General features: G+C 70.8%; 17 protein-coding genes and 1 tRNA gene. 11 read left to right on the top strand and 7 right to left on the bottom strand.

Features of this window, described 5'->3' with window-relative positions; all coding sequences use genetic code 11:
* The first annotated feature begins 244 nt into the window (after positions 1–244).
* The 5 genes from B1H29_RS27300 (at position 245) to B1H29_RS27280 (ending at position 5999) form a co-directional block, all read left to right on the top strand.
* On the top strand, positions 245–1480 hold the full coding sequence (locus B1H29_RS27300) for a branched-chain amino acid ABC transporter substrate-binding protein (protein WP_055416414.1): 1236 nt from the start codon (positions 245–247) through the stop codon (positions 1478–1480).
* Positions 1481–1601: 121 nt separating this feature from the next.
* Entirely contained in the window at positions 1602–2534 is a 933-nt protein-coding gene (locus B1H29_RS27295; RefSeq protein ID WP_055416415.1) for a branched-chain amino acid ABC transporter permease, read from the top strand.
* A gap of 5 nt (positions 2535–2539) precedes the next feature.
* Positions 2540–4363 (top strand): branched-chain amino acid ABC transporter permease, encoded by a 1824-nt coding sequence (locus B1H29_RS27290; RefSeq protein ID WP_055416416.1) that lies wholly within the window; start codon positions 2540–2542, stop codon positions 4361–4363.
* 5 nt (positions 4364–4368) lie between these two features.
* On the top strand, positions 4369–5286 hold the full coding sequence (locus B1H29_RS27285) for an ABC transporter ATP-binding protein (protein ID WP_055416417.1): 918 nt from the start codon (positions 4369–4371) through the stop codon (positions 5284–5286).
* Positions 5283–5999, top strand: a complete 717-nt coding sequence (locus B1H29_RS27280; protein WP_055416418.1) for an ABC transporter ATP-binding protein — start codon at positions 5283–5285, stop codon at positions 5997–5999. The genes B1H29_RS27285 and B1H29_RS27280 overlap by 4 nt, the downstream gene beginning before the upstream one ends.
* A 78-nt stretch (positions 6000–6077) precedes the next feature.
* On the opposite strand, the gene B1H29_RS27275 is transcribed toward B1H29_RS27280, so the two are convergent.
* Positions 6078–6734, bottom strand: a complete 657-nt coding sequence (locus tag B1H29_RS27275; RefSeq protein WP_055416419.1) for an ANTAR domain-containing response regulator — start codon at positions 6732–6734, stop codon at positions 6078–6080.
* A 101-nt stretch (positions 6735–6835) separates the two neighbouring features.
* On the opposite strand from B1H29_RS27275, the gene B1H29_RS27270 reads away from it, so the two are divergent.
* Positions 6836–6909: transfer RNA gene (locus tag B1H29_RS27270), tRNA-Leu, on the top strand.
* A 49-nt stretch (positions 6910–6958) separates the two neighbouring features.
* Here the strand turns inward: B1H29_RS27270 and pyk are convergent.
* Positions 6959–8389 (bottom strand): pyruvate kinase, encoded by a 1431-nt coding sequence (pyk, locus tag B1H29_RS27265; RefSeq protein ID WP_055416420.1) that lies wholly within the window; start codon positions 8387–8389, stop codon positions 6959–6961.
* Positions 8390–8602: 213 nt separating this feature from the next.
* Here pyk and B1H29_RS27260 point away from each other — a divergent pair, with 213 nt between their 5' ends.
* Complete coding sequence (locus tag B1H29_RS27260) at positions 8603–10408, top strand: bifunctional metallophosphatase/5'-nucleotidase (protein WP_055416421.1); 1806 nt, start codon at positions 8603–8605, stop codon at positions 10406–10408.
* A 24-nt stretch (positions 10409–10432) separates the two neighbouring features.
* Here B1H29_RS27260 and B1H29_RS27255 read toward each other — a convergent pair whose 3' ends face one another.
* From B1H29_RS27255 to B1H29_RS27240, 4 genes are all read right to left on the bottom strand, one after another.
* Positions 10433–11845: a lysine N(6)-hydroxylase/L-ornithine N(5)-oxygenase family protein gene (locus B1H29_RS27255; RefSeq protein WP_055416422.1), complete on the bottom strand. Its 1413-nt coding sequence runs from the start codon at positions 11843–11845 to the stop codon at positions 10433–10435.
* Positions 11842–13200: a pyridoxal phosphate-dependent decarboxylase family protein gene (locus B1H29_RS27250; protein ID WP_055416423.1), complete on the bottom strand. Its 1359-nt coding sequence runs from the start codon at positions 13198–13200 to the stop codon at positions 11842–11844. Before B1H29_RS27250 ends, B1H29_RS27255 begins: the two co-directional genes overlap by 4 nt.
* Before the next feature lie 196 nt (positions 13201–13396).
* The gene (gene pepN / locus B1H29_RS27245; protein ID WP_055416424.1) at positions 13397–15895 is read right to left on the bottom strand and encodes an aminopeptidase N; all 2499 of its coding nucleotides are present in this window, start codon (positions 15893–15895) and stop codon (positions 13397–13399) included.
* A 136-nt stretch (positions 15896–16031) separates the two neighbouring features.
* Positions 16032–16388 (bottom strand): chorismate mutase, encoded by a 357-nt coding sequence (locus B1H29_RS27240; protein ID WP_055416425.1) that lies wholly within the window; start codon positions 16386–16388, stop codon positions 16032–16034.
* 222 nt (positions 16389–16610) lie between these two features.
* Here B1H29_RS27240 and B1H29_RS27235 point away from each other — a divergent pair, with 222 nt between their 5' ends.
* Both B1H29_RS27235 and B1H29_RS27230 read left to right on the top strand, forming a co-directional pair.
* Complete coding sequence (locus tag B1H29_RS27235; protein ID WP_055416426.1) at positions 16611–17510, top strand: hypothetical protein; 900 nt, start codon at positions 16611–16613, stop codon at positions 17508–17510.
* Positions 17511–17570: 60 nt separating this feature from the next.
* Positions 17571–18209: an SIMPL domain-containing protein gene (locus tag B1H29_RS27230; RefSeq protein ID WP_055416427.1), complete on the top strand. Its 639-nt coding sequence runs from the start codon at positions 17571–17573 to the stop codon at positions 18207–18209.
* Positions 18210–18216: 7 nt separating this feature from the next.
* On the opposite strand, the gene B1H29_RS27225 is transcribed toward B1H29_RS27230, so the two are convergent.
* On the bottom strand, positions 18217–18942 hold the full coding sequence (locus B1H29_RS27225; RefSeq protein WP_055416428.1) for a vWA domain-containing protein: 726 nt from the start codon (positions 18940–18942) through the stop codon (positions 18217–18219).
* 154 nt (positions 18943–19096) lie between these two features.
* Between B1H29_RS27225 and B1H29_RS27220 the strand changes: the two genes are divergently transcribed.
* Complete coding sequence (locus B1H29_RS27220; protein ID WP_055416429.1) at positions 19097–20023, top strand: rhomboid family intramembrane serine protease; 927 nt, start codon at positions 19097–19099, stop codon at positions 20021–20023.
* Positions 20023–20925 carry a chitosanase gene (locus tag B1H29_RS27215; RefSeq protein WP_055416430.1) on the top strand — a complete coding sequence of 301 codons (903 nt, stop codon included), beginning with the start codon at positions 20023–20025 and terminating at the stop codon, positions 20923–20925. The genes B1H29_RS27220 and B1H29_RS27215 overlap by 1 nt, the downstream gene beginning before the upstream one ends.
* Positions 20926–21007: the final 82 nt, after the last annotated feature.

The following is a 21007-nucleotide window of genomic DNA, read 5'->3' as shown; positions in this document are numbered from 1 at the left end:
GCGGGTTCTCACCATGCGGACAGGGCGAATCGGCCTGAATTCCGCCCTTCTCCCCAGCCGGTACCGCTCTGCATTACCCCGTGTCATAACAAGAGCGTCACAGCCTGAGTCAGACCCTCCTCCACGTTCCCCACACACGCTTAGAGTCACGGCCAGTCACCGCGCTGTCGGATTGTCACTTCGGCCCAGCGTTCGACTCGGCCGTCTCCACGGGGAAGCGGCTGTGCCAGGGAAAGGACTGATCGTGCGTCAACGTTCGCTCATCGCCATCACCGCCGCTCTGGCGGCGGGAGCGCTCACCCTCACCGCCTGCGGCTCGCGCGACGACGACGGCGGCTCGGACTCCGGCAACGGCGGCGGTGGCACCACCGTCGTCATCGGCGTCGACGCCCCGCTGACCGGCGACCTGTCCGCGCTGGGCCTCGGCATCAAGAACTCGGCGGACCTCGCGGCCAAGACCGCCAACAAGGACAAGCACGTCGAGGGCATAACCTTCAAGGTCGAAGCCCTCGACGACCAGGGCCAGCCCTCCGTGGGCCAGCAGAACGCCAGCCAGTTCGTAGCCAACGACAAGGTCCTCGGCGTGGTCGGCCCGCTGAACTCCTCGGTCGGCGAGTCCATGCAGCAGGTCTTCGAGTCCGGCAACATGGCCCTGGTCTCCCCGGCCAACACCGGCCCCTCGCTGACCCAGGGCCCCGACTGGCGCACAGAGAAGAAGCGCCCGTTCAAGACCTACTTCCGCACCGCGACCACCGACGCCATCCAGGGTCCGTTCGCCGCGCAGTACGTCTTCAACGACTTCAAGAAGACGAAGGCCTTCGTCATCGACGACAAGAAGACCTACGGCGCGGGCCTCGCCGGCACGTTCACCGACGAGTTCAAGAAGCTCGGCGGCAAGATCGTCGGTACCGAGCACATCAACCCGGACACCAAGGACTTCTCCGCGGTCGCCACCAAGGTCAAGAACTCGGGCGCCGACGTCGTCTACTACGGCGGCGAATACCCGCAGGCCGGCCCGCTCAGCAAGCAGATCAAGGGCACCGGCGCCAAGATTCCGCTGGTCGGTGGTGACGGCATCTACAGCGCCGACTTCATCAAGCTCGCCGGCGCCAGTGGCACCGGTGACCTGGCCACCTCCGTCGGCGCGCCCGTCGAGGAGCTGCCCTCGGCCAAGGAGTTCGTCGCCAACTACAAGACCGAGGGCTACAAGGAGCCGTTCGAGGCCTACGGCGGCTACTCCTACGACTCCGCCTGGGCCATCATCGAGGCCGTCAAGGCGGTCGTCGAGAAGAACGACGGCAAGCTCCCCGACGACGCCCGTGCCCAGGTCGTCGAAGCCATGCAGAACGTCTCCTTCGACGGAGTGACCGGCAAGGTCTCCTTCGACGAGTTCGGTGACGCCACCAACAAGCAGCTGACCGTCTACGCCGTCGAGAACGGCGACTGGAAGGCCGTGAAGTCCGGCACCTACACCGGCTGAGTCGTCCGACGAGACACCCGCATCACCCGAGAGCCGCGCGGGGCGCTGTTCCACAGGCGCCCCGCGCGGACTCACACCCGGCCACATCCGTCGAACATCCGAACCTCTCGGAGGACATGCGGTGAACGAACTGCCGCAGCAGCTGGTCAACGGCCTGCTACTGGGATCCATGTACGGGCTGATCGCCATTGGCTACACGATGGTCTACGGCATCGTCCAGCTCATCAACTTCGCCCACGGCGAGATCTTCATGACCGGCGCCTTCGGCGCGCTCACGGTCTACATCTACATCCTGCCCGACGGCACCTCCATGCTGATCGCCCTGCCCCTGATGATCCTCGGCGCAGTGATCGTCTCGGTGACCGTCGCCATCGGGGCTGAACGTTTCGCCTACCGCCCCCTGCGCGGTGGCCCCCGCCTCGCCCCGCTCATCACCGCCATCGGCCTCTCCCTCGCCCTCCAGCAGGCGGTCTGGGCCTGGTACCCCGACGCGAAGTCCGCCCGCACCTTCCCGCAAATCGAGGGCGGCCCCTTCCACATCGGCAGCATCACCCTGCAGACCGGCAGCATCTTCCTGCTCATCGCCGCCCCCGTCAGCATGGCCTTCCTCGGCTACTTCGTCATGAAGACCCGCACCGGACGCGGCATGCAGGCCACCGCCCAGGACCCCGACACCGCCAAACTCATGGGCGTCAACACCGACCGCATCATCGTGATCGCCTTCGCCCTCGGCGCCGTCTTCGCCGCCATCGGCGGAGTCGCCTACGGCCTGGAGTACGGCCACGTCGACTTCAAGATGGGCTTCATCCTCGGCCTGAAAGCCTTCACCGCGGCCGTCCTCGGCGGCATCGGCAACATCTACGGCGCCATGATCGGCGGAGTCGTCCTCGGCGTCGCCGAAACCCTGGCCACCGCCTACATCGGCGACATCCCCGGCCTCGGCCAGTTCGGCAGCCAGTCCTGGGCCGACGTCTGGGCCTTCATCCTCCTCATCCTTGTGCTGTTGTTCAGGCCACAGGGCCTGCTCGGCGAGCGCGTCGCGGACAGGGCGTGACACCGATGACCACACAGACCACAGAGAAGACCCCGAACACCCCCGTCACCGGCGCGGCGACCGGCCTCATCGGCATCCCACCGCACCTCGGACGCGCCCTCGCCACCGGCGGCGGCCTCCTCACCATCGCCTCCACCTTCCTCGCCTGGACCTGGACCGCCGCCTTCCCCGGCGACCTCACCGTCTACGGCTACCCGGGCGGCCTCCAGGTCCTCGTCCTCATCGGCGGCGCCCTCACCACCCTCTTCGGCCTCTCCTCCTACGGCGTCAAAGGCCTCCGCTGGCTCACCCCCGCCGGCGCCGACGCCGCACTGAGGTTCGCCGCACTCGCCACCTTCGCGACCACCTGGTACACCGTCCTCGCCATCAGCCTCCAGCTCGGCGGCCTGGTCAACCTCGAACCCGGCGCCTACATCGCGGCGATCGTCACCCTCACCGCCCTCCTCGGCGCCCTCGCGCTCCCCTTCGAGCGCCCCGCACCCGACCCCATCGACCCCGACGAGACCGGCTGGAGCCTCGCCAAGCACCGCGCGGGCCACGGCTGGCAGACCGTCAAGGCCGCCTTCGCCGCCGGCGAGCCCGGCCCCGTACGCGCCCTGCCCTCCTACGCCGAGATCCTCATCATCGTCGCGGTCCTCGCCGTCTGCCTCACCGTCTTCACCTACGGCATCGGCACCGAGTACGACGAACTCTTCGTCGGCTTCCTGATCACGGCCGGGTTCGGCTTCGCGGCCGCCCACAAGGCAGGCCTCATCCGCCAGGCCACCCAGATCACCGCACGGCACCAGACCATCACCATCTGGGGCGCCTTCGTCGCCGCGGCACTCTTCCCCTTCACCCAGACCGACGACCAGTACGCCACCATCGGCGTCTACATCCTGATCTTCGCCACCGTCGCCCTCGGCCTCAACATCGTCGTCGGCCTCGCCGGCCTCCTCGACCTCGGCTACGTCGCCTTCCTCGGCGTCGGCGCCTACGCCGCCGCCCTGGTCTCCGGCTCGCCCAGCTCGCCCTTCGGCGTCCACTTCCCCTTCTGGGCCGCCGTCCTGGTCGGCGCCGCCGCCTCACTCATCTTCGGCGTACTGATCGGCGCCCCCACCCTGCGGCTGCGCGGCGACTACCTCGCCATCGTGACCCTCGGCTTCGGTGAGATCTTCCGCATCGCCGTCCTCAACATGGACGGCACCTCCGGACCCGACATCACCAACGGCTCCAACGGCATCTCGGCCGTGCCGGACCTGAACATCCTCGGATTCGACCTCGGCGCCCGGCACGACGTCCTCGGCGTCACCATCGGCCGGTTCGCCAACTACTTCTTCCTGATGCTGATCATCACCGCCGTCGTCGTCCTCGTCTTCCGACGCAGCAGCGACTCCCGCATCGGCCGGGCCTGGGTCGCCATCCGCGAGGACGAGACCGCCGCGCTCGCCATGGGCATCAACGGCTTCCGCGTCAAGCTGGTCGCGTTCGCCGTAGGCGCCGCCCTCGCCGGCCTCGCCGGCACCGTCCAGGCACACGTCACCTACACCGTGACCCCCGAGCAATACCTCTTCGCCGGTACCACGCCCCCCAACTCCGCGTTCCTGCTCGCCGCGGTCGTCCTCGGCGGCATGGGCACCATCGGCGGACCACTCCTCGGCGCCGCACTGCTCTTCCTCATCCCCAACAAGCTCCAGTTCCTCGGCGACTACCAGCTCCTCGCCTTCGGACTCGCGCTCGTCCTGCTCATGCGGTTCCGCCCCGAAGGCCTCATCCCCAACCGGCGCCGCCAACTGGAATTCCACGACAAGGCCGAAGCGCCCGCAGTCCTCGGCAAGACAGGGGCCTGACCACCATGACCACCGACACCACCACCAAGGACACCACCCCGGGCGCCCCCACCCCCGGCACCACCGTCCTCGACGCACGCGGCGTCACCATGCGCTTCGGCGGACTCACCGCCGTCAACGGCGTGGACCTCACCGTCAACAGCGGCGAGATCGTCGGCCTCATCGGCCCCAACGGCGCCGGCAAAACCACCTTCTTCAACTGCCTGACAGGTCTGTACATCCCGACCGAGGGCGAAGTCCGCTACAAGGGCACGGTCCTGCCGGCCAAGTCCTTCAAGGTGACGGCCGCCGGCATCGCCCGCACGTTCCAGAACATCCGGCTGTTCGCCAACATGACGGTCCTGGAGAACGTCCTCGTCGGCCGCCACACCCGCACCAAGGAGGGCTTCTGGTCGGCCGTCCTGCGCGGCCCCGGCTTCCACAGAGCCGAAGCCACCTCCCGCGAACGCGCCATGGAACTCCTGGAGTTCGTCGGCCTCGCCCCCAAAGCCGGCCACCTCGCCCGAAACCTGCCCTACGGCGAACAACGCAAGCTCGAGATCGCCCGCGCCCTCGCCAGCGAACCAGGCCTACTCCTCCTGGACGAACCGACGGCCGGCATGAACCCCCAGGAAACCCGGGCCACCGAGGAACTCGTCTTCGCCATCCGCGACCAGGGCACCGCCGTCCTCGTCATCGAGCACGACATGCGCTTCATCTTCAACCTCTGCGACCGCGTCGCCGTCCTCGTACAGGGCGAGAAACTCATCGAGGGCGACAGCGCCACCGTCCAGGGCGACGAACGGGTCATCGCCGCCTACCTCGGCGAACCCCTCGCGAACGACCCCGGCGCCGCGGAAGCCGCCGAAGTGGAAGCCGCCGAGGCCCACGCCCAGGCCGACACCACCACGGACACCGCGGCCGGCAAGGAGAACGACCGATGACCGCACTGCTCGAGGTCGAGGACCTCCGCGTCGCCTACGGCAAGATCGAGGCCGTCAAGGGCATCTCGTTCAAGGTCGACGCCGGTGAGGTGGTCACCCTGATCGGCACCAACGGCGCCGGCAAGACCACCACCCTGCGCACCCTGTCCGGCCTCCTCAAGCCGGTCGGCGGGCAGATCAAGTTCGGCGGCAAGTCGCTCAAGAAGACCCCCGCCCACCAGATCGTCTCCCTGGGGCTCGCGCACTCCCCCGAGGGCCGGCACATCTTCCCCCGCATGACGATCGAGGACAACCTCCGCCTCGGCGCCTTCCTGCGCAACGACAAGCCGGGCATCGAGAAGGACATCCAGCGCGCCTACGACCTCTTCCCCATCCTCGGCGAACGCCGGAAGCAGGCCGCGGGCACCCTTTCCGGCGGTGAGCAGCAGATGCTGGCCATGGGCCGCGCCCTGATGTCCCAGCCCAAGCTGCTCATGCTCGACGAGCCCTCCATGGGCCTCTCGCCGATCATGATGCAGAAGATCATGTCGACGGTCGCCGAGCTGAAGTCCCAGGGCACCACCATCCTGCTCGTCGAGCAGAACGCCCAGGCGGCCCTGTCCCTGGCCGACCACGGCCACGTGATGGAGGTCGGCAACATCGTCCTGTCCGGCAGCGGGCAGGACCTCCTCCACGACGAGTCGGTCCGCAAGGCCTACCTCGGCGAGGACTGAGCGAAGACCGAGCCGACAGTCGTACGACGAGGCCCGCGCCCCCAACCGGGAACGCGGGCCTCGTCATGGTCCGAGTGCTCAGCCCTTGGACGCCTTCTTCTCCTCGGCGTCCTGGATGACCGCCTCGGCCACCTGCTGCATCGACATCCGCCGGTCCATGGACGTCTTCTGGATCCACCGGAAGGCGGCCGGCTCGGTCAGGCCGTACTCCGTCTGGAGCACCGACTTGGCCCGGTCCACCAGCTTGCGGGTCTCCAGCCGCAGGCTGAGGTCGGCGACCTCCTTCTCCAGCTCCTTCAGCTCCGTGAACCGCGAGACGGCCATCTCGATGGCCGGCACGACGTCGCTCTTGCTGAACGGCTTCACGAGGTACGCCATGGCCCCGGCGTCCCGGGCGCGCTCCACCAGGTCGCGCTGCGAGAACGCGGTCAGCATCAGCACCGGCGCGATGCTCTCCTCGGCGATCTTCTCGGCCGCGGAGATGCCGTCCAGCTTGGGCATCTTCACGTCGAGGATCACGAGGTCGGGCTTGTGCTCCCGGGCCAGTTCCACGGCCTGCTCACCATCTCCGGCCTCGCCGACGACGGAGTACCCCTCCTCCTCCAGCATCTCCTTGAGATCCAGCCGGATCAGGGCCTCGTCCTCGGCGATGACGACTCGGGTCGTCAGCGGAGGAACGTGCGACTTGTCGTCGTCGGGCACGTCTACGGGCTGGGGCGACTCGGGGGCGGTCACGTGGGCTCCTCGTTCGGGGCAGGGGTACTGCTGACAAGAGCCTACCTAGCTCCTGTATGTTTGAGTCACCGAGGGGCTACACTGACCTTCGGTTCGAAGAGGCTCCGGTAGTCCAATCGGCAGAGACGATGCCCTCAAAAGGCATTCAGTGTGGGTTCGAGTCCCACCCGGGGCACTTTACCTTCATTTCGAAGGCATCTCCGAGACGTCCGTGGGGCACCCGTTCAGCGGTCGTCCTCCCCGATGTGGTGCACCCGCACGAGATTCGTCGTACCCGACACCCCGGGCGGCGAACCGGCCGTGATGACCACGACGTCACCTTTTTCGCAGCGCCCGTACCTGGTGAGCAGTTGGTCGACCTGATCGACCATCGCATCCGTGGAGTCCGCGTGCGGGCCGAGGAAGGTCTCCACCCCCCAGGTCAGGCTGAGCTGCGAACGCGTCGCCGGCTCGGGGGTGAAGGCGAGCAGCGGGATGGGTGAGCGGTAGCGGGACAGGCGGCGGACGGTGTCGCCCGACTGGGTGAAGGCGACCAGGTACCTCGCGCCGAGGAAGTCACCGATCTCCGCCGCCGCGCGGGCGACCGCGCCGCCCTGGGTGCGGGGCTTGTTGCGCTCGGTCAGCGGGGGCAGCCCCTTGGCGAGGATGTCCTCCTCCGCCGCCTCGACGATCCGGGCCATCGTGCGCACCGTGTCGGTCGCGTGCTTGCCGACGCTCGTCTCGCCGGAGAGCATCACCGCGTCCGTGCCGTCGATGACCGCGTTGGCCACGTCGGACGCCTCCGCACGGGTCGGACGGGCGTTGTCGATCATCGAGTCGAGCATCTGGGTCGCGACGATGACCGGCTTGGCGTTGCGCTTGGCGAGCTTGATCGCGCGCTTCTGGACGATGGGGACCTGCTCCAGGGGCATTTCGACACCGAGGTCGCCCCGGGCGACCATGATGCCGTCGAAGGCCGCGACGATGTCCTCGATGTTCTCCACGGCCTGCGGCTTCTCGACCTTGGCGATGACGGGGAGGCGGCGGCCCTCCTCGTCCATGATGCGGTGGACGTCGAGGACGTCCCGGCCGCTGCGGACGAAGGACAGGGCGATGACGTCGAAGCCGCTCCGCAGCGCCCAGCGCAGGTCGTCCTCGTCCTTCTTGGAGAGGGCCGGGACGGACACGGCGACGCCGGGGAGGTTGAGACCCTTGTGGTCGGAGACCATGCCGCCCTCGACCACCGTGGTCCGCACCCGGGGGCCGTCGACGCCGGTGACCTCCAGGCAGACCTTGCCGTCGTCGACGAGGACGCGCTCACCGGGGGTGACGTCGGCGGCGAGGCCGGCGTAGGTGGTGCCGCAGGTGTGACGGTCACCGTCGACGCCCTCTTCGACGGTGATGGTGAAGGTGTCGCCGCGTTCAAGGAGTACGGGGCCTTCGGCGAAGTGGCCGAGCCGGATCTTCGGACCCTGAAGGTCGGCGAGGGCGCCCACGCTGCGGCCGGTCTCGTCGGACGCCTTGCGGACACGGTGATAACGCTCTTCGTGTTCGGCGTGGGTGCCATGGCTGAAATTGAAGCGGGCGATGTCCATTCCGGCGTCGACCAGGTCCTTGATCTGGTCGTACGAGTCGGTGGCGGGCCCAAGGGTACAGACGATCTTTGCTCGGCGCATGAGTCGAGCCTATGACTTACCGACCGGTAGCGAATTGGCCACGCATGTCCACTCAACAACCTTTGGGTAAAGGGCTATTGACAAGTGTTGAATTGTGCACCGAGCCGCTCCGATGAGCATTCCGCAGGACGACCACTCTTGACAGGCGCCATGTTCAGGACAGAATCTACGCGCGTTGTCAGTGATGTGACGGGTCGCCGAGGAGAGTCAGCCATGCCGTTGAACCGCCGGAAGTTCCTGAGCAGGTCCGCCGTGACGGGGGCGGGGGTGGCGCTGGCCGGCGCGGCGGCGGCTCCGGCGGCCGGGGCGGCCTCCGCTCACAAGGGCCGCAAGAAGCCCAAGCGGTACGCGCTGACCGTGCTGGGCACCACCGACCTGCACGGACACGTCTTCAACTGGGACTACTTCAAGGACGCCGAGTACGCGGACGCGGCCGGCAACGCCCAGGGGCTGGCCCGCGTCTCCACGCTGGTGGACCAGGTCCGCGAGGAGAAGGGCCGCCACAACACGCTGCTGCTGGACGCGGGCGACACCATCCAGGGCACCCCGCTGACGTACTACTACGCGAAGGTCGACCCGATCACCGCCGAGGGCGGCCCGGTGCACCCGATGGCGCAGGCGATGAACGCGATCGGGTACGACGCGGTGGCGCTGGGCAACCACGAGTTCAACTACGGCATCGAGACGCTGCGCAGGTTCGAGGAGCAGTGCGACTTCCCGCTGCTCGGCGCGAACGCGGTGGACGCGAAGACGCTGAAGCCCGCCTTCCCGCCGTACTTCATGAAGACCTTCCGGGTGAAGGGCGCGCCGCCGGTGAAGGTGGCGGTGCTGGGTCTGACCAACCCGGGCATCGCGATCTGGGACAAGGCGTACGTGCAGGGCAAGCTGGCCTTCCCGGGGCTTGAGGAGCAGGCGGCCAAGTGGGTGCCGAAGCTGCGCTCGATGGGCGCGGACGTGGTGGTCGTCTCGGCGCACTCGGGGACGTCCGGCACCTCCTCCTACGGTGACCAGATCCCGTACGTCGAGAACGCGGCGGCCAACGTGGCCAGGCAGGTGCCGGGCATCGACGCGATCCTCGTCGGGCACGCGCACCAGGAGATCGCGGAGCTGAAGGTCGTCAACGAGGAGACCGGGAAGACGGTCGTGCTGTCGGAGCCGCTGTGCTACGCCGAGCGGCTCACCCTCTTCGACTTCGAGCTGGTATTCGAGCGGGGCCGCTGGCACGTGGAGTCGGTCAGGGCGTCGCTGCGCGACTGCGCCACGGTCGAGGACGACCCCCGGATCACCGAGCTGCTGACGGACGAACACACGAAGGTCGTGGCGTACGTCAACCAGGTCGTCGGCACCGCCACCGAGACGCTGACGACGGTGGAGGCGCGGTACAAGGACGCCCCGATCATCGACCTGATCACCAGGGTGCAGGAGGACGTGGTCAAGGAGGCGCTGGCCGGCACGGAGTACGCCGCGCTGCCGGTCCTGGCGCAGGCGTCGCCCTTCTCGCGGACCTCGGAGATCCCGGCCGGCGAGGTGACCATCCGGGACCTGTCGAGCCTGTACGTGTACGACAACACCCTGGTGGCGAAGCTGATGACCGGCGCCCAGTTGCGGGCGTACCTGGAGTACTCGGCGGAGTACTACGTCCGGACCGCGGCGGGTGCGCCGGTGAACGTGGACGAGCTGACCAACGCGAACGGCCGCCCGGACTACAACTACGACTACGTGTCGGGCCTGACGTACGAGATCGACATCGCGCAGGCGCCCGGTTCGCGCGTGAAGAACCTCGCCCACGGCGGTGCCCCGCTGGACGACACCCAGCAGTTCGTGCTGGCGGTGAACAACTACCGGGCCAACGGCGGCGGCGCCTTCCCGCACGTGGCGTCGGCCAGGGAGCTGTGGTCGGAGTCGACCGAGATCCGCACCCGGATCGCCGAGTGGGCGACGGCGAAGGGCGTGCTGGACCCGAGGGACTTCGCGTCCGTGGACTGGTCGCTGACACGGAACGGCACGCCGGTGTTCTGAGCCCGCACCGCCTGGGGAGCCGCCTCAGATTCCCTCCACCAGCGGGGTCAGCGCCCGCCGGCCGCGTGCGGAGGGGATCTGGGGCAGTCCCCGCTCCAGGCCGAAGGTGGTGAAGGCGGTGCGGCGGGGCAGCGGGTACGGCTCCTGCCCCGTCAGGTCGTTCAGGATGGTCGCGCCGCGCCAGGCGCCGAGGCCGAGGTCGGGCGCGCCGACGCCGTGGGTGTGCGTCTCGGCGTTCTGGACGTAGACCGATCCGGTGACGCAGGGGTCGAGGACGAGGCGGAAGCGCTCGTCGACGCGGGGGCGCTCGTGGCCGTCGCGCCGCATGTAGGGGTCGAGGCCGGCGAGGACGCGGCCCAGGGGGCGTTCGCGGTAGCCGGTGGCGAGGACGACGGCGTCGGTGGTGAGGCGGGAGCGGGTCTTCTGCTGGGCGTGTTCCAGATGGAGTTCGACCTGGGTGGTGGCGATGCGGCCGGCGGTGCGGACGTGGACGCCGGGGGTGAGGACGGTGTCGGGCCAGCCGCCGTCGAGGGTGCGCCGGTAGAGCTCGTCGTGGATGGCGGCGGTGGTGTCGGCGTCGATGCCTTTGTGGAGCTGCCACTGCGAGGCGACGAGCCGGTCGCGGACGGGCTCGACCAGGCCGTGGAAGTAGCGGGTGTAGTCGGGGGTGAAGTGCTCCAGGCCGAGCTTGGAGTACTCCATGGGCGCGAAGGCCTCGGTGCGGCCGAGCCAGTGCAGTTTCTCGCGGCCGGCGGGCCGGTGTCGGAGCAGGTCGAGGAAGACCTCCGCGCCGGACTGGCCGGTGCCGATGACGGTGACGTGTCCGGCGGCGAGGAGCCCGTCGCGGTGGTCGAGGTAGTGGGCGGCGTGGACGACGGGAACGCCGGGGTCGTCGACGAGGGGGCGGAGCGGGTCGGGGACGTACGGCTCGGTGCCGACGCCCAGGACGACGTTGCGGGCGTGGGTGCGGCCGAGGGCCTCGGCCTCGCCGTCGGCGTCGAGCTGGGTGTAGTCGACCTCGAAGAGTCCGCGTTCCGGGTTCCAGCGGACGGCGTCGACCTGGTGGTGGAAGCGGAGGGAGGGGAGGTTCTCGGCGACCCAGCGGCAGTAGGCGTCGTACTCGGCGCGCTGGATGTGGAAGCGTTCGGCGAAGTAGAAGGGGAAGAGGCGTTCGCGGGCCCTGAGGTGGTTGAGGAAGGTCCAGGGGCTGGCCGGGTCGGCGAGGGTGACCAGGTCGGCGAGGAAGGGCACCTGGACGCGCGCGCCGTCGATCAGCAGGCCGGGGTGCCAGTGGAAGGCGGGGCGCTGGTCGTAGAAGACGGCGTCGAGGCCGGTGAGGGGGTCGGCGAGGGCGGCGAGGGAGAGGTTGAAGGGGCCGATGCCGATGCCGACGAGGTCGCGGGGGGCGTCGGGGGTGTGGTGCGCGGCGGTGGTCATCGCGGGACGTGTCCTTCCACGAGGGTCAGGAGGGCGGCCAGGTCGTCGGGCCGGGTGTGGGGGTTGAGCAGGGTCGCCTTGAGCCAGAGCCGGCCGTCGGCACGGGCGCGGCCGAGGACGGCGCCGCCGGTGGTGAGCAGGGCCCGGCGTACGGCGGCGACGGCGTCGTCGGTGGCGTGGGCGGGCCGGAACAGGACCGTGCTGATGGTGGGCGGGGCGTACAGCTCGAAGCCGGGGTGGTCGTGGACGAGGGCGGCGAACCGCTCGGCGAGCAGGCAGACCTCGTCGACGAGGGCGCCGATCCCGCCGCGCCCCAGGGCCTTGAGGGTGACGGCGATCTTGAGGATGTCGGGTCGGCGGCTGGTGCGCGGGGAGCGGCCGAGGAGGTCGGGGAGTCCGGCGTCGGTGTCGTCGTCGGCGTTGAGGTAGCCGGTGCGGTGGTGGAGCGCGGCGAGGTCGTCGGCGTCCCGGACCGTGAGGAGACCGGCGGCGATCGGCTGCCAGCCCAGTTTGTGCAGGTCGAGGGCGACCGTGTGGGCGGCTTCCAGCCCCGCGAGTCTGGCGCGGTGCCGGTCGCTGAACAGGAGGCCCGCGCCGTAGGCGGCGTCGACGTGGAGGCGGGCGCGGTGGGCGGCGCAGCGGTCGGCGATCTCGGGCAGCGGGTCGATGAGGCCGGCGTCGGTGGTGCCGGCGGTGGCGACGACGAGGTGCGGTCCGGGGACCTGGGTGAGCGCCTCGTCGAGGGCCGCGGGGTCGAGGGTGCCGGCCGGGGCGGGGACGGCGACGGGTTCGGGCAGTCCCAGCAGCCAGGCGGCGCGGGGCACCGAGTGGTGGGCGCCCGCCCCGTGGACCACGCGTACGCCCGCGCCGTGCGCCTCGCGGGCGAGCAGGACGGCGAGCTGGTTGGACTCGGTGCCGCCGGTGGTGACCAGGGCGTCGGCGGCGCCGGTCTCCCGGGCGAGGGCGCGGGTGACCAGGGCTTCCAGCGCGGAGGCGGCGGGTGCCTGGTCCCAGGAGTCGAGGGAGGGGTTGAGGACGCTCGCGGCGAGGTCGGCGGCGGTGGCGACGGCGAGCGGCGGGCCGTGCAGGTGGGCCGCGCACAGCGGGTGGGCGGGGTCGGCGGCGCCCTCGGCGAGCGCGGTGACCAGGACGCGGAGCGCCTCGGGCTCGCCCCGGTCGGGCAGGACCTCGCCGACGGCGGCGGCGACCCGGGCGGTGACGGCGCCGGGGCCGCCCGCGGGCAGCGGACCTCCGCGTGCCGCCGCCCCGGTGCGCAGCGCGTCGAGCACGGTGTCGAGCAGGGGCCGCAGGGCCTCGGGGCCGTGCGGGCCCGAGGCGAGGGGCGGCAGGCCCATGGGCTGTCCTCCGGGCGCGATGCGTCGCGGCGGCGCGCGGCGCCTCGATGAGGGCGGCGGCCGGGCGACGGGTGGGCGGGGGTTCCAGCTTGAACGCGGATGCGCCCGTACGCCGGACAGCCCAACGATCACAACCCGAAAGGGGTATACGCGCGGCCGGTCCCCCGCGGCGGCAGGGGACCGGCCGCGTCCGGCGTCAGGGCGCGTCCGCCTCCCGCACCCGCAGGGCGCGGGCCAGGTCGTCGAGCTGGTCGGTGAGCTTGCGGCGCAGCGCGGGGATCGAGCCGGCGTCGCTCAGGCACTCCCGGCCGAGGCGCAGGTTGCCGGCGTCGACGGCGTGGACGGGGAAGGCCCAGCGGCCGGCGGCGTCGGCGATGGCGGGGCCGCGGCGGGCGGCGACGGCGACCGCGTCGGCGTAGTAGCGCGGCACGTAGTCCCGCACGAGGTCGGCCTGTTCGGGCTGCCAGAAGCCCTGGGCGGTGGCGGTGAAGTGGTAGTTGGAGAGGTCGTCGGAGGCGAACATGGCGTCCCAGGCGCGGCGCTTGGCCTCGGCGTCGGGCAGTGCGGCGCGGCAGCGGGCGGCGCCCTCCCGGCCGGTGGCGCTCGGGTCGCGTTCCAGCTCGGCGGCGATGGCGGTCTCGTCGGTGGCGCCGAGGACGGCGAGGCGGGTGAGGACGCGCCAGCGCAGCTCGGGGTCGAGTTCGGGGCCGCCGGGGACGGTGCCGTCGGCGAGCCAGGCCGCGATGGTGTCGGGGTGCGCGGCGGTGGCGATGCGGTGGCGTACGGCGATGAGGCGCAGCCCGGGGTGGTCGCCGTCCTCGGTGCGGCGGATGAGGTCGCGGCACAGGTCGGTGAGGGTGGCCAGGGCGGCCGGGCGCTGCTCGGCGGTGACGTAGCGGTCGGCGACCTGGGCGGTGGCGAAGGCGAGGACGCCGTCGACGAGGGCGAGGTCGGTCTCGTACGGGAGGTGGGCGCGCGCGATGTCCAGGTAGGCGCCGGCGGGGAGCTCGCCGTCGCGGACGGCGTCCCTGAGGGCGTTCCAGACGACGGCCCGGGAGAGCGGGTCGGGCAGGCCGGACAGGCCGGCGCGCAGGGTCTCGAAGGACTCGGCCTCGAAGCGGATCTTGGCGTAGCTCAGGTCGCCGTCGTTGAGGACGACCAGGGCGGGGCGCTTGCCGATGGGGCGGGGCTCGGTCTGGGGGACGTCGAGGTCGAGGCGCTCGCGCAGGGTGAGCCGGCCCTCGTCGGTGAGGTCCCGGTCGTAGAGGCCGACGGCGATGCGGTGGGGCCTGGCGCCGGTGCGGTCGACGGTGAGTGCGCGGCTGCCGTTGTCGCCGGTGACACGAGGGGTGAGGGTGTCGACGCCGGTGGTGCGCAGCCAGGCGTCCGCCCAGGCGTGGACGTCGCGGTCGGTGGCGGCGGCGAGGGAGTCGATGAAGTCGGCGAGGGTGGCGTTGGCGAACTTGTGCCGGTCGAAGTGGGTGTTGATGCCGGCCAGGAAGTCCTTCTCGCCGAGCCAGGCGACGAGCTGGCGCAGGGCGGAGGCGCCCTTGGCGTAGGAGATGCCGTCGAAGTTGAGGAGGGCGGAGGCGGTGTCCTGGACGTTCTCGGGGGCGACGGGGTGGGTGGAGGGGCGCTGGTCGGCGTCGTAGCCCCAGGGCTTGCGGGTGACGCCGAAGTCGGTCCAGGTGCCGGTGAAGCGGGTGGCCTCGGCGGTGGTCTGGTAGCCCATGTACTCGGCGAAGGACTCGTTCAGCCAGATGTCGTCCCACCACCTGAGGGTGACGAGGTCGCCGAACCACATGTGGGCCATCTCGTGCGCGATGACCATGGCGCGGGTCTGCCGCTGGGTGTCGGTGACGGCGGACCGGAAGACGAACTCGTCGCGGAAGGTCACCAGGCCCGGGTTCTCCATGGCGCCGGCGTTGAACTCGGGGACGAACGCCTGGTCGTAGGAGTCGAAGGGGTAGGGCTCGGTGAACTTCTCGTGGTAGCGGTCGAAGCAGCCGCGGGTGACCTCGAAGAGCTCGTCGGCGTCGGCGTCCAGGTGGGGGGCGAGGGAGCGGCGGCAGTGGATGCCGAAGGGCAGGCCTCGGTGCTGGGTGCGTACGGAGTGCCAGGGTCCGGCGGCGACGGCGACGAGGTAGGTGGAGATGAGGGGGGTCGTGGCGGCCTTCCAGTGGCCGTCGCCGGTGTGTTCGGTGACGCCGTTGGCGAGGACGGTCCAGCCCTTGGGCGCGGTGACGGTGAGGTCGAAGACGGCCTTGAGGTCGGGCTGGTCGAAGGCGGCGAAGACCCGCTGGACGTCGTCCAGGAAGAGCTGGGTGTAGACGTAGGTCTCGCCGTCGGCGGGGTCGGTGAAGCGGTGCATGCCCTCGCCGGTGCTGGAGTAGCGCATGGCCGCCTCGAGGCGCAGCTCGTGCTCGCCGGGGGCGAGGTTCTTCAGCGCCAGCCGGTTCTCGTCCAGGGTGTCCGGGTCGAGGGGGTGTCCGTCCAGGGTGACGGTGCGCAGCTCGGCGGGCTTGACCTCGACGAAGGTGTCCGTGGTGTCCGTCTCGCCGCGGACGGTGAACCGGATGACGGTGCGGGAGTCGAAGGTCTCGTCCCCACGGGTCAGATCGAGGTCGATCGCGTAGTGGTGGACGTCGAGGAGCCGGGCACGGGTCTGCGCTTCGTCGCGCGTCAGTACGGACATGCACGACATGCTGCCTGATGCCGTCGGCAGGGCACAGAGGCGGATCGGTACGCGGAGTATGTCCGGTCCGCCGCGGTGGCCGACGTGCTCCCCCGGCGCGCGCCCCCGGTGGGCGGGGGCGCGGGGACCCGCGGGCTCAGCCGGCGGCCGGGGACGGGCCGCTGCCGTTGCCGCTGCTCTCCGCGATGCGCTCGTGGTGGTGGATCACCTCGGCGATGATGAAGTTCAGGAACTTCTCGGCGAACGCCGGGTCCAGCTTGGCGCTCTCGGCGAGGGCGCGCAGCCGCGCGATCTGCTTCGACTCACGGGCCGGATCGGCGGGCGGCAACTGGTGCCGGGCCTTGAGGTGGCCGACCTGCTGGGTGCACTTGAAGCGCTCGGCGAGCATGTGGACGACGGCCGCGTCGATGTTGTCGATGCTGTCCCGCAGCCGGGCCAGCTCCTCGCGGACGACGGGGTCGACGGCACCGGTACCGGTGTTGCTGGTGGTCATGGGGGCCAACCCTACGGGCGGACCGCGCGCCGTCGCAGTCCGTCTCAGGCCCCGAGAACCCCGCGGGTGCCACCGGACCCGACGCGCGCTCGTGGACGTACACGTCGTACGGGTGCCGCGGGCCGGCGCGCCGGGCGATCGGTTCGGGCCGGGCGACGCGGGTGGCGGCACGGCTCTCCTCGTACAGTGGGAGAAGGGTTCAGGCGTCTTGGGGGTTCAGGCGTGGCGAACGGCGGACCGGTCGAGCACGGTTACCCGCACCTGGAGACGGTGCGGGCCGCCGTCACCGCGCTCTACAAGCGGCTGTCGTACGACACCGTGCGGACGTTCTCGGCCAGCGTGGCCCCGGCCGACGTGGCGTTCTGCGACACCGACGACCTGCATCTGGGCGTGCAGCGGGTCGCTCACGAGCTGGTGCGTCACTACCGCCTCCCCGATGCCCGGATGATCGTCTCCTTCCGCGAGATGACGCACGCGGCGACCGTCGAGCTCGCGGCGGGCCCCGAGTACTTCATCGAGCTGAACGACCGCTTCCGCACCCACCGCCGGGACATCGGCGCGGCCCTCGCGCACGAGGTGATGCACGTGTACCTGCACCGCCTCGACCTGTCCTTCCCCGGCACCCGGGACAACGAGATCCTCACCGACACCGCGGCGGCCTACCTGGGCGCCGGCTGGCTGCTGCTGGACGCCTACCGGGAGGACTCGGCGTCGTCGCAGAAGCTCGGGTACCTGACGCCGGAGGAGTTCGGCTACGTCCTGGCCAAGCGGGCGCTGGTCTTCGGGGAGGACCCGTCGGTGTGGTTCACCAGTCCGCAGGCCTACACGGCGTACGTCAAGGGCATGGACCGGGCCCGCCGGGACGGGCAGCAGCCGCCGCTCACCGCGGCCGGCTGGGCGGGCCGCCGCCGCTACGCCCGGGACCGCCGCCACGCCCAGGACCCGCGTGCCGCTCCCGTCCCGCCGGCGGACGGCCCGTACACCTTCACTCCCGAGGGGCGCGGACCGCTGCGGGTGTCGTTCCCCTGTCCGACCTGTCATCAGCGGATCAGGGTGCCGGTGCGGGGTCGGGTGCGGGCGCGGTGCGGGCTGTGCCGGACGGTGCTGGAGTGCGACACCTAGGGGGTGTCGTCCGCGTCCCTTCGGGGTCTCGGGGCGGGTGCGGGTGCTTCAATGCCCCGCATGACGGAGACGATCAGGGAGCCCTGGGGGCTCAGTGTGTTCGGTGCGGGCAGTGTCCGGGTCGAACCGCAGTTGGTGCGGGTGAAGCTGGCGGTGGACGTGCTGGAGCCGTCGCCGGACCGGGCGTTCGAGGAGGCGGGCACGGCCGTGACACGGCTGCGGGAGGTGCTGCGCGGGCACGGGATACCGGACACGTCGGTCTCGGGCTCCCGGCTCACGCTCAGCTCGGAGTACGACGGCTACGGCGGCGAGCGGACGTTCGCCGGTTACCGCTGCCAGGCCTCGTACTCCGTGGAGACCGGGGCGCTGGACGACCTCCAGCGGCTGATCGTGGACGCGGTCGGCGCCGGCGCGCACCGGATCGACAGCGTCGAGTTCGACGTGCACGACAAGCCGGCGATGCGCGACGAGGCCCGCCGCAGGGCCGTGGCCGCCGCCCGCCGCAAGGCCGAGGTGTACACGGAGGCGGCGGGCGTGCGGCTGGGCCCGGTGGTGCACGTCCAGGACGTGGACGCCGAGTCCTTCGTCCAGTACCGCGGCCACGGCGGCGGCGGGGGCGGCGGCTCGGCCGGCGATCTGGCGCCGGGGATGGTGGAGGTGTCGGCGGGCGTGGTGCTGGGGTACTCCCTGACGCACTGACCCCGTCTCAGGCGGGCCGCACGATGCCCTGGGCGCGCGCGGCCACCAGCCACTCGGGGAACTCGCCCACCAGGCGGTCGTACAGCTCGGCGTCGGTCACCTTCCGCGGGTCGCTCCCCGCGTGGAAGAACCCGGCGTTGTCGACGACCCGCTTGCCCGGCACCGCCAGCTCGTCGAGTCCGCGCAGGTACTCGAACTGGCGGCTGCCGGGGTCGCCGAAACCGACGAACTGCCAGAACAGCGGCAGCGGCGCCGCCTTGCACAGGTACCGCTCCGCGGCGAGCCGGTTGATCGGGCCGCCGTCGGTCTGGAAGACGACCAGGGCGGGGTGGCGGGCGCCGCTGTCGAGGTAGTGGTCGATGACGGCGTCCATGGCCAGGTGGTAGCTGGTCCTGCCCATGTGCCCGAGGCCGGACACGATCCGCTCGATCCGCCCCCGGTGGTCGGCGAGGGCGATCTCGGTGACGGCGTCGACGTCCGTGGAGAAGAACACCACCGGCACGGTGCCGTCGTCGTCGAGGTGCGCGGACAGCCCGAGCACCCGGTCGGCCAGCGCCTGTACGCTGCCGTCCTTGTAGTACGGCTTCATGGAGCCGGAGTAGTCGACGACGAGGTAGACCGCCGCCCGGGTCCCCTCCAGCCCGTGCTTCGTCAGGGACACCCCGGCGCTCTTGTACAGGTCGACCAGCGCCGGAGCCGTCTCCCGCACCTTGGTGAGACTGATCGCGGCCATGCGGACTCCCCCGTCACCCCTGGGACTTACGGCATCTGGCTGCCGAGGTTACGGCACGGCGCACCCCGCCTCTCGGTTCGTCCACCGGCATTCGCTATTTTGTTCGCCGCCGTCCCCACCGGCTCACCGTCCGTCCCGTCCCGAGGAGCCGGCCGTGGATCCCGAGTCCGCCGTCACCACCTGCTACCGCCATCCCGCGGTGGAGTGCCACGTCCGCTGCACCCGCTGCGAGCGCCACATCTGCCCCGACTGCATGCGCGAGGCGTCCGTGGGGCACCACTGCCCCGAGTGCGTGAAGGAGGGGGCGCGGTCCGTCCGGCAGGCCCGGACGATCGTCGGCGGCCGGGTCTCGACGACGCCCGTGGTGACGTACGCGCTGATCGGGCTCAACCTCCTGGCCTACCTGGCGGAGTTGGCGTACCCGCGGATCGTGGACCGGTTCGAGATGGTCGGCGCGCGGCTGGTCGGCCCGGACGGAGGCCACTACGTCTACCAGGGCGGCCACTTCGGCGGCTTCGACGCCGAGGGGGTCGTCGCCGGTGAGTGGGAACGGATGCTCACCAGCGCCTTCCTCCACCTGGAGCCCACCGAGGGCACGTTCGGGATCCTCCACATCGTGATGAACATGATCGCGCTGTGGCAGTTGGGGCGGGTGGTGGAGCCGATGCTCGGTCGTGTCCGCCATGCCGTGCTCTACTTGCTGTCGGCGCTCGGCGGTTCGGTACTCGAACTGCTGCTCGCCGACCCCGGTCAGCCTTCCGTCGGCGCGTCCGGCGCGATCTTCGGCCTGGGGGCCGCGTACTACGTGCTGGCCCGCCGGGTCGGCGCCGACATGGCCTCCGTCAACCGCTTCATGGCGTTCCTGCTGCTGTGGCTGCTGCTCTCCGCCGGGCTCACCTCCTGGCAGGGTCACCTCGGCGGACTGCTGGCGGGCGGCGTGGTGGCGCTGGCGTACGCGTACGCGCCCCGGGACGGGCGCCGGGCGGCGGTGCAGGTGGGTGCGTGCGCGGGGCTGCTGGTGCTGCTGGCGGTGACGGCGGCGGTCAAGGTGTCGGAGATGTCAGGTGGAGGGATCCCCTAGTGAAACGTGCCGGTGTGCTGCTCCTCGCGGCCGTTCCCGTGATCGCCACGGGGGTGTACTTCGTGATGCCGACGGACTCGGCCGACGCCCCGGTGACGCCGCCCGTGGCCACCACCCAGTCGTCCCGTGAGGACGCCAAGAGCCGGGCGGAGCAGGAGCGGGCGGCGGACGACGCGCTGATCGCCGACCTGCCGCCGGGGCTCGCCGCCCCCGCGAAGAAGGAACTGGCCCAGCAGTTGGTGTCCAGCGCCGAGAACTCGACCACGAAGTGGCGCACCTCCTACGGCACCATCGAGGACCTCGGCGACGGGTGCGGCTACACGGCGGGCATCATCGGCTTCTGCACCGGCACCCACGACCTGCTGACCCTGGTCGAGCGCTACACCGAGGCCCACCCGGGCAACGGCCTGGCGGAGTACCTGCCCGCCCTGCGCGAGGTGGACGGCACCGACTCCCACGAGGGCCTGGACCCGGGCTTCACGGCCGCCTGGCAGGCGGAGGCGGAGCTCCCGGCGTTCCGCGAGGCCCAGGAGGAGGAGCGCGACCGCGTCTACTTCGAACCGGCGGTCCGCCTGGCCAAGCTGGACGGCCTCGGCACGCTGGGCCAGTTCGTCTACTTCGACGCGATGGTCTTCCACGGCCCCGACACCGACGCCGCGGGCTTCTACGGGCTGCGCGAGCAGGCCATGCGCAAGGCGAGGACGCCGGGGCAGGGCGGCCCCGAGAAGGCCTACCTGAAAACCTTCCTCGACGTCCGCCGGGACGCCATGAAGGCGAAGCGCCCGGGTATCGACACCTCCCGCGTGGACACCGCGCAGCGCCGGTTCCTGGAGGCCGGGAACATGAAGCTCGACACACCGCTGGTGTGGCAGATGTACGGGGACACCTACCGGCTGCCGTAGGCGCGCATGCGACGGCGCCTGCCCATTGTCCGGTCGGGGACGGGGCAGGCGCCATCAGTGTTCCGCACGCCTTTGTACGGGA

This window comes from Streptomyces pactum (genome assembly GCF_002005225.1).
Classification (GTDB): Bacteria; Actinomycetota; Actinomycetes; order Streptomycetales; family Streptomycetaceae; genus Streptomyces; species Streptomyces pactum_A.
Note: the sequence above shows the minus strand (reverse complement) of the source record. Positions and strands in the feature narration are given on the sequence as shown.

Bases quoted from the DNA above. Each gene is read 5' to 3' on its own strand.
- B1H29_RS27290 (WP_055416416.1), top strand. From the start codon at position 2,540: ATGACCACACAGACCACAGAGAAGACCCCGAACACCCCCGTCACCGGC.
- B1H29_RS27285 (WP_055416417.1), top strand. From the start codon at position 4,369: ATGACCACCGACACCACCACCAAGGACACCACCCCGGGCGCCCCCACC.
- B1H29_RS27280 (WP_055416418.1), top strand. From the start codon at position 5,283: ATGACCGCACTGCTCGAGGTCGAGGACCTCCGCGTCGCCTACGGCAAG.
- pyk (WP_055416420.1), bottom strand. From the start codon at position 8,389: ATGCGCCGAGCAAAGATCGTCTGTACCCTTGGGCCCGCCACCGACTCG.
- B1H29_RS27260 (WP_055416421.1), top strand. From the start codon at position 8,603: ATGCCGTTGAACCGCCGGAAGTTCCTGAGCAGGTCCGCCGTGACGGGG.
- B1H29_RS27255 (WP_055416422.1), bottom strand. From the start codon at position 11,845: ATGACCACCGCCGCGCACCACACCCCCGACGCCCCCCGCGACCTCGTC.
- B1H29_RS27250 (WP_055416423.1), bottom strand. From the start codon at position 13,200: ATGGGCCTGCCGCCCCTCGCCTCGGGCCCGCACGGCCCCGAGGCCCTG.
- pepN (WP_055416424.1), bottom strand. From the start codon at position 15,895: ATGTCCGTACTGACGCGCGACGAAGCGCAGACCCGTGCCCGGCTCCTC.
- B1H29_RS27240 (WP_055416425.1), bottom strand. From the start codon at position 16,388: ATGACCACCAGCAACACCGGTACCGGTGCCGTCGACCCCGTCGTCCGC.
- B1H29_RS27230 (WP_055416427.1), top strand. From the start codon at position 17,571: ATGACGGAGACGATCAGGGAGCCCTGGGGGCTCAGTGTGTTCGGTGCG.
- B1H29_RS27225 (WP_055416428.1), bottom strand. From the start codon at position 18,942: ATGGCCGCGATCAGTCTCACCAAGGTGCGGGAGACGGCTCCGGCGCTG.